Raw genomic sequence first — 13694 nt, forward strand, 5'->3', positions numbered from 1 at the left:
ATTTAGTACAAGTTATTTAGAAAAGATCCAATAATCAAAATACATAAGATTGGTAGCAGGCCGCCCCTTTACTATAAAATATAAATCATGTACTCCGGTCACTTTTGTAATGTCAATAGTCCGTAAGTCCCAACGATCACTTCCTCCTGTACGCGGTACCTTCATTGTCCCTATCAGTTGCCCGTCGACACCATCCAGACGGATTTCCAGATTTACAGGATCATTATGTGTAGTTCCTATTCTGGCACTGAACTTCGTTGCACCGGTTGCCTTGAAATCTACACCGCGAACACAAGTATAACTACCATTCTTCATTGCCGTAACAAAAACACCCACCTGATCATTTTTGAAAGACTTGAACCCTTCAGAAAAAGCAATAGTCTCCGCTTCCGTTTTTACATACGGATTCAGTGTCGTAATCCCTTTTGTAATACCCTCTGTCATCTTCAGTTGAGGAATAGATCCGTCTTTGTTGAATTTAAGTTCCTCAACACATACCGAACGGTTGAATCCACCACCTCCGGGCAACTGTCCGTTATGATAGAAAAAGTAAGTTTTACCCTTGAAATCAATAACTCCCGGGTGGATGGTAAACGCTCCGCCACCGGCAGGCATCACTACTCCTCCATACTTCCATGGACCTGTAGGGGTATCGCTGGTTGAGTATCCGATATGCTCGGGCAGCGGACCTCCCGGCCAGAATAAATAATACTTCTTATCCCGCTTATAAAGCCAAGGGCCTTCTTCATACAGAGTGGCTCTCTGGGCATCGCCTTCGCGTTTACCAAACGATTCTGCTACCAAAGGTACACGCACAATATCCCCACTATAAGAAATCATATCTTCATTCAACTTCACATAATACAGGTTGGGATTTCCCCAATACAAATAAGCCTGTCCGTCATCATCAATAAAAACAGTCGGATCAATGTCTCCCCATTCACTCTGAACCAATGGCTTTCCAAGCGGATCATAGAAGGGACCATAAGGACTATCAGCTACCGCCACACCAATTGCACCTCTATTGTTTATATTCGAAATCATGGGTACGTACATATAAAACTTACCATCCCTCTCAATGCATTGTGGAGCCCATGCATCCCCTTTTGCCCAACTAAAATCAGTATATGATAACACAGCGCCATGATCCGTCCAGTTCACCATATCACTGGTCGTATACAATCGCCAGTCGTTCATCGTAAACCAGGTAGAATTATCCTCATCATGGGTAGTATAAAGATATACTTTATCATTATATACCATTGGGGCCGGATCGGCCGTATAATTTGTCTGAATGATTGGATTTTGTGCCAATCCCGAAGTACTCACCACTACCAATAGCGATGAAAGGAATAAAGATTTCATTTTATCCATATTGCTTTTTTAATTTGATTATTTTACAATTAATATTCCACCATTGCAAGGCATTGCCAATTGTAACTCCTGTTTCTTATTTACCTTTATTTGTTTTACATTTCCTTGCAATTCTTCATTATCAGTAAATACCCTCACTTGATCACCAGGCGTAAACATCGGTAAGGCAATCTTCAACTTTACGGTCTCTTTCTGCGCATTAACTCCTGCAATATACCATTTATCACCATGCCTGCGTGCCATAACTACATATTTACCTGGATAGCCATCAATAAAGCGTACTTCATCCCACGTAGTAGGAACTTCTTTCATGAAACCTATCGCCCATTCCGGAGCATCTGTCAGATTGTTCGGAGCCAAGGCAAAATGTTGTACCGGACTTTGGAACAATACCGCAGTAGCCAAAGCAAACACATCAGAAGTTATACGCCGGCTACCGCGTGGAGCATTATCCGCATTATAATATTTATTCAGTGCACTGCCACCAAAGTCCATGCTACCCACCGTATTACGAATAAATGGATGCAGACAGGCATTGAAAGCTTCATTGTCACAACTTCCCTGAGAGAAGTGCAGGTTTTCACTGGCCAATACGGCTTCACTCGACGCAAAGTTAGGATACATACGTTCCCAACCGCGAGGCAAAGTACACCCGTGGAAAATCACCAGTAACCCATATTCATTGGCATCAGCAAGAATATCTTCATACAGCTGTATGGTAACTTGCTTATCACCACCGAAGAAGTCAACCTTTATACCGCGTATTCCAATGCTTTGCATCCATTTCATCTCCTTACGTCGGGATATCGCATTGTCCATGATACCACGCGGTGATTGTGGGGCATCATTCCAATATCCATTAGAATTATACCACAGATACAGTCCCACTCCTTTTTCCGCACCATACTTAGCCAGCTTTTCAACTTTGTCATAGCCTATTTGCGTATCCCACAATGCATCTACCAATACAGACTGGTATCCCATTGCCGCAGAGAAATCAATATAACGTAATTGCTCTTCATACTTCGTACTTCCATCCATACCAATAATCCAGCTCCAGGAACCTCTGCCGTATTCATATTTTCCGGATGCCTCATACAGTGGCTTTACAACATTAAAGGAAACTGTCGTTTCAACAATCGGAGCCAAAGTTTCACCCAAAGTGATCGTTCTCCAAGGCGTTTCTCCCGGCAGGGCAAGTCCGGGTGCAATTGTACCATTTCCATTCATTTCACCCTCCTGAGGAAAACCGATTGTATATAAGCCATTTTCATGCCCCAACAAACGACTTCCACAATATTTGCTATCTACACCGGTTTCCGAAATAAGTATCCACCCCTTATCACCATTACGGAACAGACAAGGGAAAGTATAACCTTCGCCCCATCCATTTTTGCCCATGGCATCATCTGCTTTATACGGTGTCTCATAACTGGGAGAAGTACGGGCAAATCCTCCCATAGGTTTACTTTGCGGGCACAAAAAGGTCGTACTCCCGTCAGGAAGCACAAAGCTTGTCGCCTCCTCTTTCACAATGCAGGATAAAGTATTCTTTTGAGGATACATTTTATACTTGAAAGCAACATCCCGGTCACTTACACGAAATATGACATCATAAATAATCTTGCCTTGCTGACTAAACCGGTATACCCCCTCTGTGGCTACATAGTGCACACTACTCTGCTTTATATTGGGCAATGTATAAGTCTCATCAATTCTGCTTGACTGAACATCGTGCTCCAAAGACATCTCCCGGGAAAAATCACCTATATTTGTAATAAGCCCCAAAGGGGAAGAATTGATAAAAGGAGTATCCTTATAACTGATACGATAGGAAGGTTGCCCATCCTTATCAGAGATGGTTACTACTATTTTCCCATCCGGACTTGCTATTTGTTTTTCCTCCGCCTTTATTGTAAGGCAAATCAATAACGCTGTTATAACTAAAAAATATTTCATAAGTATCAAGATATTATTTATTAATAGTCACCCTATCATTGGCTCTCTCATAGTCAAAGTAATCAACGTCGACATAACCTCCCAACGATTTTGTTGCATAGTTAAAGATGGCAAACTTACTTCCCATAAACAGTTTTGTATAATCAAAACGCATTTTGAAATCCGTTCCGATCTTCTTCCACTCCTTATTGTCCAAGCTATAATAGAAAGTAGCAATATCCCGCTTCGGAGTAAAGTCACCCTCTATACGCAAATAAATGATATTCTGATTAAGTTCTACCTGTTCCTTTTCCTCTACATCCACACTCGCGATGGCTTTATTAGGAGTATTATCAAAGTTGACTACATTGGTAGACATTACAAGTCGTTTCGCATCTCCCTCCTTCACCACAGACAAAAGTCCGGAATGTCCATTGAATGCACTGAAACCTGCCACATCGCCATCCTTCATATTCGAAATATCAAGCGAGACAGTAGCCTTACATTTCGGTCCTTCCATACGCTGTGTAATCGTATTCGGAGCAAGATACAGATTATTAACCACCCGGCTGGTCTCTAAACGTAAATATCCCGGCCGTTCTGTGAGCGACCACTTGTCATCCACCGGATTGTGATTCCATTGCCAATAGAGTGAAAGTTTCTCTCCGTCGAAATCATCACTTCCAAGTATTCCTTTGGTATTTTCAGTCGGATATATCTCTTTTTCCATCGTCAAAGGCACATGTCCATTTTCATCTCCCAGCATCGGCCATCCGTCTATCCAACGGCAGGGCATAAGAGTAGGTACCCGGCCTATTCCTCCGCGATCCTGAAAAATAACCCCATACCAATCTCCTTCTTCCGAGTCAATAATACAACCTTGACCTACTCCTCCATAACCATCAAAATCATGTTCCAGAATAACCTTCTTCTCATAAGGCCCTGTTATCTTGTCTGCACGATAACATACTTCCCTGCGCACCCGACCGGGGATACTCCAATCCATGGAAATCATCAGCAAATAATACTTTCCGTTATGTTTCACAACCTGACTTCCTTCCAGCAAGCCTTGTTCATCAGCATCCCGTTCAAAAATCTTCATACTGACTCCATCGGGTTTCACATCCGACAAGTCACTCTTCAATTCCTCCAGCTCACCGGTTCCATAGAATACATATACTCGGCCGTCATCATCAAAAAACAGAGAGGCATCATGAAAATGCTGTGTTCTCGATAATAGTTCCCACTTCCCGGCCGGATCTTCTGCCGTGAATATATACGACCGATAGGGCACATCATTTGGCGAGAACAATACATAAAATTTCCCATTATGATAGCGTATGGAAGATGCCCATTGTCCGCGTCCATAAACAGTTCCACCAATCAAATCATACTTTGAGTTATCAGTCAGCTTATCGAAGACATAGCTCACTGTTTCCCAATTCACCAAGTCTTTTGATCTCATAACAGGTCCACCTGGCATCAGGTGCATGGTGGTACTTATCATATAATAATACTCTCCTGCACGCGTAACGGACATATCCGGTACATCAGCATAAATTACAGGATTACGATACGTCCCCTTCACCGACATTTCCGAACCGGAACACCCCATCAGTAATGAAGTAACAGTCAGCCATACCAACATCATCTTTTTCATGATACAGATATATATTTATTTGCTATTTATTTCTGACACAGTTTCCTGGTCATCTTACTTGAATCTCCAATAGTCCATGTTGAACATCTCTCCATCGCCTCCCCTAAAAACAAGGTACAGATCGTGAACTCCACCCACCTTCTCTACATCAGCAGTAAAGGTTTTCCACGTATTCCAGCCACCGGTATTATTTATATTACATACGCCCAGCAACGTACCATCAAGACCATCCAAACGGATTTCAATCTTTCCTTTGGTTATTGTAGCTGCACGAACTTCAAATGTTTTTGCCCCCTTGCCGAAATCAACCGCTTTCACCTGAAGGAAATCCCTGTTATGAATAGAAGTAACATACATCCCGCTTTCATCGTCCTTGGCGGTCTTGAGTCCCTGGCTCCATGCCATTGTTTCCGCCTCAGTCCGCTTATAAGGGTTCAATGTGCCGACAGGCGCAACTCCGACACCGTCGTCCCACCAGGGCAGTTCTTTGATTGTGCCGTCAGGATTATATTCCATTTCAGCCACACATATAGAACGGCGTTCATGATGTTTGTCGGTTATCATGAAATTCAATCTATAATTAAATCCGAACACATAAGATTTACCTTTATAATCAATGATTCCCGGATGGTTTCCGGAAGATTTCCCATTAGGTTTCATTATATATCCCTTAAACTCCCAAGGACCTACAGGACCGGGGCCCATCGCATACCCAATTCCTTCCGGACAGCATGTACTTGCATAAGCCATATAATAGTGCCCGTTCTTCTTGTATGCCCAGGGACCCTCCTGAAAATGATAAGGATCTTTCTGATTTTCTATCTTCCGGATCTGTTTATCCTTCGTAATTTCTCCCGCACAGGAAATCATATCTTCATTCAGTTTCACATACCAGAGATTAGGATTTCCCCAATATAAATATGCCTGTCCATCATCATCTATCAATACACTCGGGTCAATACTGTCATACTCAGCACCAATCAAGGGTTTTCCGAGAGGATCAGTAAAAGGGCCCAAAGGACTATCTGCAACCAACACTCCGATTCCTCGTCCCTGTACCGGGCAATATAAATAGAACTTTCCATTACGCTCGATACATTGAGGAGCCCAGGCACCATTCTCAAATCCTCCCCAACCTGATACGGCAGGATCTGCCCACTTGAAATTATATAAATCGGCTATGGTTCCATGATCAGTCCAGTTCACCATATCGGTACTGGTGTACAGCAACCATTCTTTCATGCGGAAACCTGCCATTCCTTCGGGAGCAGAATCCTCGTCATGGGTAGTATAAAGGTATACCATGCCCTTATGTACCATGGGGGCAGGGTCGGCAGTGAATTTTGTCTGTATAATAGGGGTCTGAGCATTCAGATGTCCCAGAGGAGAAGCTATAAACAGTATAGCTACCGTCAATCCGGATAAAATAAGTTTCTTCATTATTTCTGGTATTTAAAATCTATATTTCCCAATAGCATTAGAATTTCACACTCACTCTTTTTCCGTTGTAGTTAACTACTTTCTGAGTTCCGTCTTGAAGTACGATTGTAAACTTTCTATTATTCAACATTCCCTTATATGCACCTTTTCGAGCCCCTATGGTCAACTGGCGTGATGTATTATTCCATACGACAGGAATCTCTGTATATGCTCCCAGTTCATAATTATAGTTATCAAATTCATCCTCATAAAGAACAAAGGAACCATCGGCACCGGCATATACTCTCAATTCAAGGTTATCCCACGGTTTTTCCGTTGCATACTGCACTTTAGGACCCATTGGAATAATACTGCCTGCCTTGACATACAAAGGAATGACATCGATAGTCGTTTCCTTTTCTATTTCCTGTCCACCGTCATGCTTTTCATTCGTCCAGAAATCATACCAGATAGCACCCGCCGGCAAATATACCTTTGCGGACTTAGCCTGCATAAAGTCTACCGGAGCTTTATCCTCAAACTTCTGAACGTTATTCTTATCCCAGCCATCATTTTCTTTTAGTTTTACCAGCTTCTCCTGAGTATATTGCGCATTAACTATCGGTGCCACCAAAATGGATTTACCGAACATATACTGGTCTTTCATATCCCATACACGCTTATCACCGGCAAAGTCCATTACCAACGCACGCATAAAGCTCGACTGCCGTTCGGTCACTTCCCAAGAAGTGGAATATATATAAGGCAACAAAGAATAACGCAGATGAATCATCTTTTCAATGGCATCATATACAGGTTCGCCTTTTTTCCCAAATTGATAAATTTCTCTCGGCGTATCAGCTCCATGCGAACGCATCATCGGAGTAAACGTGCCGAATTGTAGCCAGCGTACATATAATTCCTGAAACATTGGATTCTTGGGTGCACTTCCGTCATTCCAACTCTTATTATAGCTTCCGGCAAAGAAACCACCTATATCAGTATTGAAATTAGGATTTCCGGTAAGAGTGAAGTTTAAGCCTGCCGGAATCTGATTGCGCAGTGACTCCCAGGAAGATCCGATATCTCCCGACCATACATTGGCTCCGTAACGTTGCTGTCCGGCAAAAACGGAACGTGTAAGAATAAAGACGCGTTTATCGGAAGTTACGGCACGCTGATTATCATAAACCCCACCCACCGTCAACAACGGATAAGCATTACGCACCTTGCGGAACGAACCCAGATAGGTCTTCGTATCAAAGTCCTCCGGTTTCCAATCGAAATGGTCGGGTTCCGTAGAATCCATCCACCAGCCGTCCATGCCCAACTTGAAGATACCTTCATTCAGGTATTTCCAGTAGATATCACGGGCTTTCGGATTATAGGCATCGTATACGCGTACTCCGGAAGGATATTCCATATCGGGCGGCCAAGTATCGAGTCCCGATTGGGGCCATGTGGAGAAGTTAAACAACATACCTTTCTTATCCAGTTCTCTATAAGGTTTGGTCATCGGTCCAAACGAAGACCAGATAGAAATCAACATACGCGCATTCATGCCATGCACATCATCAATCATCTTTTTAGGATCGCTGAACGAAGGGTTTTTAAAATCCATAGCATTCCACAAATAGTTGTGTCCCCAGTATTGCCAATCCTGAATAATTCCATCGAGAGGCACACCTAATTCACGGTATTTCCGTACCACTCCCACCGTTTCTTCTTGACTCTTATAACGTTCCTTGCTCTGGAAATAACCGTAAGTCCAAAGGGGAAACATAGGAACCTGTCCGGTCAGTGTACGCATCTGTGCAACTACGCCATCGGCATCTCCGCCATACATGAAATAATAGTCGATGCAATCTCCTACTTCGGACTGGAAAGATGTCCCTTCCGCTGTATCGGCAAAATTGGTTGGTGAATAGTTATCCCAGAAAAGGCCGTATCCTTTCACGGATTGCACGAATGGAACCCCATCCTCCACATTGCCCTGTACAAGGTGTTTGGTTTGGTTACGCTGTGACATTTTTCCATTCTGGAGAATGCCCAACCCATAAAGAGGCTCATCCTTATCTAAAAGAAACGCCTGCTTAACAGCGAACGTTTTGGTTCCCGCATCATTAAAATCGGTAAACTCCGGCTTTCCTTTTTCACTGAGCAACGGCTCTCCTTTCGCATTAAAGAAAGACACAACACCGGACTCCAAGTTAAGAGCAACCGCCATTTCACTACTTTCCAGTCTTACAATATTGCCTTCCTGAGTAACGGCAGTCTTCACCTTCTGAGGAGTTTCTATTACAGAAAGGCTCTCCTTTGTATACTTCCACCCATCAGGAGATTTTAGTATTCTTACAATTGACGGAGTATAGAATTGCAATTCTACATCTACAGAATTAACGGTCGCCTTAATTCCCTCAGGAATTTGCTGATAATCTTGCCCTGAAAGCGGGATACAACAACACAGCGCCATTGATATTAATACGCTTCTAATTGGTTTCATGGTATTTATTACATTTAATGATTAAAACTCGCATGCCATAACTTTGCACGATACAAAAATAGCTGCATATCACTATACACCTTTTTCAATATTAGATATTTGACTTTCAATATTAGATAAATTGATGGCTATCCATCAGAATCACTTTACTACAGCCACAAAACCACCACGGGGCAAACACTTTATCTCTAAACCGGTTTCTTCGTCCGATAGAGGAATGTTTTCTTCAATAGCAAAACTTCTGTCATCAGTGCCGTCTTTGAACAAAGAGATTTTCTTGCCACTTACAGGAAACTTTTCCAAAGATGCATGAAGCGTTCTCGGTTCATCGGTACCGTTGATACCGGCGATATACCATACATCGCCTTTACGTCGTGCCATGACAACTTCTACCCCGGGATAGCCGGCCAGAAGTTTCGTATCATCCCAGGCAGTGGGCAACTCAGACAAAAGATGCTTTACCGCTTCCGGCAAGCTTTCATAAGCCGAAGGTCTGTCGGGCATGTGCTGCAAAGCCGATTCAAAAATCACGGGTAACGCCAGCTCATGCCCGTGCGATGTGATATGCGGATGCTGTGAATCGGAAAAAGTTCCCGGAGTATAGTCCATCGGGCCTACAACGTTTCTTGTGAAAGGCAGCGTGGCATTATGTTCGGCAGCCCGGTTGGTCAGTATCGAATTATTATTATACCACTCGGCTCCATATACTCCCTCTACCGACATCATGTGTGGGTAGGTACGCTGCCAGCCGCGAGGGATGGTGGCACCATGAAAGTTAAGCATCAGCTTATACTTCACCGCATCCTCAAGCAAATCCATATAATAGTTCATGGTGGCAACGCTATCGCCCGTGAAAAAGTCTACCTTGATACCTGCAACTCCCATGTCACTCAGCCATTTATATTCTTTCTCCCGATCTTCTTTTTTATTCAGCCGGTACAAGGGACCGGGACCGAGCCAACTTGTACTCGAATTATACCACAGCAATGGTTTAACGCCCTGTTCCAAAGCATACTTCACTGCGTCTTGCAGGTTGCCTCCATTCTCCATTTCATCCCATTCCCAGTCAATCAGGTCGTAGGGCCACTTCATACGGACAGCCAGGTCGATGTATTCTTTCACTCTCTGATAATCCTTGGAACCGTGATTGTGCGCCCAGTAAATCCATGATACCATACCGGGGGTTATCCATTCCGTATCCTCCACTTTGGAGGGGTCGGAGACATCGGTCACCAATGTAGACTCCACCACATCAGATAAATTTCCCACAATAAGCAATCGCCAAGGAGATTCCCATGCTCCATTACCAACCGGCTGTTTATCGGCCAGTCGAACCTGATAGCTATCAAGTTGGTCTCCATTATACAAAAGAGAACCGCAATGCCCGCGCCTGATATTTGCTTCCGTTATCAGCATGAACACTGAATCCTGTGGTTCTACGAGTGCGGGATACCCCCAGAGATCAACTTCCGGACGATTGGTGAGTTTCCCATCTGTCGATAACGGAAAGAACTTTTCGTACCCCGGATCATACTCCTGCACCCATCTTCTGGTACCTTTCGGAACGGCATACGTGGTATGTTCATGGACAACGTTTTCTTCATCGGCAACGGTATTTATTCCGTATTTAAAGGCGATGCCGTCATTATAGACCCTGAATGTAACTTCCAATGTCTGTCTCGCTTCATTTTCAAAGGAATAGATTCGCTCCGAAGCCCCGTTCACGCAATGACTGCGCTTTCCCGTTATCATTCTGTAGTCATCGGTTACACGCTTTACAGCCGAAACGGATTTCAATTTCAGGTTTCCGGCTAACTTCTGTGCATCTGTTTCCAGCCCCAACTTTGATTGAGAAAGAATACGCTTACCTTCATAATCCACTGAAAAAAGAATCTCACCATAGGCATTTTCCTCTGCAAGTTCTACTGTGACTTTCAGGTCTCCGTCAGGAGAAGCAATGTCAAATGTTTCTGTATGGCACGAACTAATCACAACAGCAACCAGCATCATCCATGTTTTTCTTCGTATATTCATAGTTTCTCTCTTTTATTATCAGATATTATATAAAGCAAAGATAGGCGAATATACTCCAATAGATTTGCAATTTTAGATAATCCATTTACAATTTCAGATAAATAAGAACTGATATTGAGATGAATTCATATCTGCACAGCTCTGACACTTTGCTTTTAATGCATAACGAGAATGCGATATTTCCGTCCCGGTGCAGTGAAGAATGAAAAGAAACAAACGAAAATCAAGATTTTGTTGATTGACAGCATGATACATAAATACATACAATCCTAAAAAAAGAAAAACAGATAGTCTGTACAGTAAAAACAGATGGTTCGTCTCAGATATATAGACCGTTTGTTTCCCATCTATAGATGGTTTGTGTTACATCTATAGATCCTTTGCGTTACATCCATAGATTCTTTGCGTTACATCCATAGATGGTTCGCCTCAGATATATAGTTTCTTGCATAAGTATTGTATATACCGCCCGATTTATGCAGGAATCATGCATTTATATTCCATAGATTATACGTCCGGATTCTATTTCGAGTGTTTTTTAGAGAACTCCTGTCGGCAAAAGGTTCATTCCGATAACTTTTTATTCAGAATAACACATAACTCCTGACTTCTTGCGTAGCGTTTATTTGATTTCCATAAAGATACCCACTCCTTACCCAAAACGTATTTGCACCGCCTCAAATATGGATGGGACACGATAATGTAACAACTTTTAAGCAACAGTGTAACAACAGGAAACAAACATGTAACATAGCTATTGGGCGAATAGCAGGAATTCGGGGTATCTTTGTGATGCAAAAATTAATATCATGAAACATTTCACACTTCTTTTGGTATGCATGTTAGCATACTCTTTAGGAACATGGGCGCAAAGCCCCATTCCCCACTCTCAGGCCGGCTTTGATATCGAAAAGGCAGGAATAACCAAAGGGAAAGTAGATACAGTGAGTTATGACTCGAAAACTGTAGGTGTAAAACGGAAGGCACTGGTTTATACACCGCCCGGATTCTCCAAGAAGACAAAATATCCTGTTCTTTACTTGTTGCACGGTATCGGCGGCGACGAACTGGAATGGTTGAAGAACGGTAAGCCCCAAGTCATTCTGGATAATCTGTACGCCGAAGGTAAGTTGGAACCTATGATTGTGGTACTTCCCAACGGCAGAGCCATAAAGGACGACCGCGCCACCGGCAATATCATGGCACCCGACAAAGTAGAAGGATTCGCCATCTTCGAAAAGGACTTGCTGAACGACCTGATTCCTTTCATCGAAAGAAAATACCCCGTAATCAAGAATCGTGAAAGCCGTGCCATTGCAGGCTTGTCAATGGGCGGCGGGCAGTCCCTGAACTTCGGACTGGGAAATCCGGATAAATTTGCCTGGGTAGGAGGTTTCTCATCTGCCCCCAACACCAAGACACCCGAAGCACTTGTACCGAACCCCGAAACGGCTAAGCAGCAACTAAAGCTGTTGTGGATATCATGTGGTGACAACGATGGTCTGATGTCTTTCAGCGAACGTACCCACCTCTACTTGCAACAGCACAAGGTACCTCACATCTTTTATGTAGAACCGGGCGGACACGACTTCAATGTATGGAAGAATGACCTCTATCTATTCTCCCAGCTACTTTTCAAACCGGTAAACACATCAAGCTTCGACCAATACGGCATTCATGGTATGCGTGCGGAAACCAATGTACGAAACTCCAAGTATCCGCAACTGACGGCAGACCACCGTGTCATATTCCGCATACAAGCACCGGAAGCACAAAAGGTCCAGTTGGATCTGGGACGGAAATATGATATGACCAGACAGGAAAACGGCATCTGGCAAACGGTTACAGACTCTTTGGGAGAAGGTTTCCACTACTATTCGCTCCTGATAGACGGTGTGGCAGTAGCCGACCCCGGCAGTGAGACCTTCTATGGCATGGGACGCATGGCAAGTGGCATCGAAGTGCCTTTTGAGGGCGGAGAATACTACGCACTGAAAGACGTGCCGCATGGCGATATCCGCATGAAGCGTTATTATTCGGAAATAAGCCGTTCGTGGAGACGCTTTTTCGTATATACTCCGGCAGGATATGATACCCGTACAGACGAGAAATATCCCGTTCTATACCTTCTGCACGGTGGTGGAGAAGACGAACGCGGCTGGGGCACACAAGGAAAGACCGACCTGATTATGGACAATCTGATTGCAGCAGGAAAAGCCAAACCTATGTTAGTAGTAATGCTTGATGGTAATATGCCTTCAGCCGGATTTAACAGCGGTGCGCTCAAAGCTTTCGAAGCCGAACTGACTCAAGCTGTCATCCCATTTGTAGAAAAGAACTATCGCGTCAGAAAAGAACCAGACAGTCGCGCACTTGCCGGCCTCTCTATGGGAGGTATACAGACGCTTTATGCCGGACTATACCATACGGACATGTTCGCTCATCTTGGTGTATTCAGTTCCGGATGGCTGCCCTTCTATCAGAAAGTTGCAGATGAGCAATACGAGTTTATCAGCAAGAATAAAGCGGCAATAGACTCTCAACTCAGATTACTCTGGATTACCATGGGAGGTAAAGAAGATATAGCCTATCAGAACTGTCAGAATATGCTTAAAGAGTTTGATGCACTAAAACTGAAGTATACATATTCCGAATATCCGGGTGGACACACTTGGCCGGTATGGAGAAACAACCTGTATAATTTTGCACAGCTGTTATTCAATGAATAACAAAAGACACATTATTTCTAATTCAATACTCAACAAG

7 protein-coding genes are annotated in these 13694 nt (G+C 43.5%); 1 reads left to right on the plus strand and 6 read right to left on the minus strand.

Going from position 1 to position 13694, the window contains the following annotated elements:
* Positions 1-12: 12 nt before the first annotated feature.
* The 6 genes from DW036_RS22730 to DW036_RS22755 all read right to left on the minus strand — a co-directional run bounded on the left by DW036_RS22730 (position 13) and on the right by DW036_RS22755 (position 10928).
* Positions 13-1374, minus strand: coding sequence for a glycoside hydrolase family 43 protein (locus DW036_RS22730; protein WP_118466314.1), 1362 nt, complete (start codon positions 1372-1374; stop codon positions 13-15).
* An 18-nt stretch (positions 1375-1392) separates the two neighbouring features.
* A complete protein-coding gene (locus tag DW036_RS22735; protein ID WP_118466315.1) occupies positions 1393-3333 on the minus strand; it encodes a glycoside hydrolase family 97 protein in 1941 nt (646 codons plus the stop codon).
* Between the two features lie 13 nt (positions 3334-3346).
* Positions 3347-4972, minus strand: coding sequence for a glycoside hydrolase 43 family protein (locus DW036_RS22740; RefSeq protein ID WP_118466316.1), 1626 nt, complete (start codon positions 4970-4972; stop codon positions 3347-3349).
* Positions 4973-5026: 54 nt separating this feature from the next.
* Positions 5027-6412 (minus strand): glycoside hydrolase family 43 protein, encoded by a 1386-nt coding sequence (locus tag DW036_RS22745; RefSeq protein ID WP_118466317.1) that lies wholly within the window; start codon positions 6410-6412, stop codon positions 5027-5029.
* Between the two features lie 37 nt (positions 6413-6449).
* Entirely contained in the window at positions 6450-8894 is a 2445-nt protein-coding gene (locus DW036_RS22750; protein WP_118466318.1) for a TIM-barrel domain-containing protein, read from the minus strand.
* A 141-nt stretch (positions 8895-9035) separates the two neighbouring features.
* Entirely contained in the window at positions 9036-10928 is a 1893-nt protein-coding gene (locus tag DW036_RS22755; protein WP_118466319.1) for a glycoside hydrolase family 97 protein, read from the minus strand.
* 809 nt (positions 10929-11737) lie between these two features.
* Between DW036_RS22755 and DW036_RS22760 the strand changes: the two genes are divergently transcribed.
* Complete coding sequence (locus tag DW036_RS22760; protein WP_118466320.1) at positions 11738-13657, plus strand: alpha/beta hydrolase-fold protein; 1920 nt, start codon at positions 11738-11740, stop codon at positions 13655-13657.
* Positions 13658-13694 lie beyond the last annotated feature (37 nt).

Origin of the sequence: Bacteroides sp. AF39-11AC (assembly GCF_003474285.1) — a bacterium.
Classification (GTDB): Bacteria; Bacteroidota; Bacteroidia; order Bacteroidales; family Bacteroidaceae; genus Bacteroides.

Bases quoted from the DNA above. Each gene is read 5' to 3' on its own strand.
- DW036_RS22740 (WP_118466316.1), bottom strand. From the start codon at position 4,972: ATGAAAAAGATGATGTTGGTATGGCTGACTGTTACTTCATTACTGATG.
- DW036_RS22735 (WP_118466315.1), bottom strand. From the start codon at position 3,333: ATGAAATATTTTTTAGTTATAACAGCGTTATTGATTTGCCTTACAATA.
- DW036_RS22760 (WP_118466320.1), top strand. From the start codon at position 11,738: ATGAAACATTTCACACTTCTTTTGGTATGCATGTTAGCATACTCTTTA.
- DW036_RS22755 (WP_118466319.1), bottom strand. From the start codon at position 10,928: ATGAATATACGAAGAAAAACATGGATGATGCTGGTTGCTGTTGTGATT.
- DW036_RS22745 (WP_118466317.1), bottom strand. From the start codon at position 6,412: ATGAAGAAACTTATTTTATCCGGATTGACGGTAGCTATACTGTTTATA.
- DW036_RS22750 (WP_118466318.1), bottom strand. From the start codon at position 8,894: ATGAAACCAATTAGAAGCGTATTAATATCAATGGCGCTGTGTTGTTGT.
- DW036_RS22730 (WP_118466314.1), bottom strand. From the start codon at position 1,374: ATGGATAAAATGAAATCTTTATTCCTTTCATCGCTATTGGTAGTGGTG.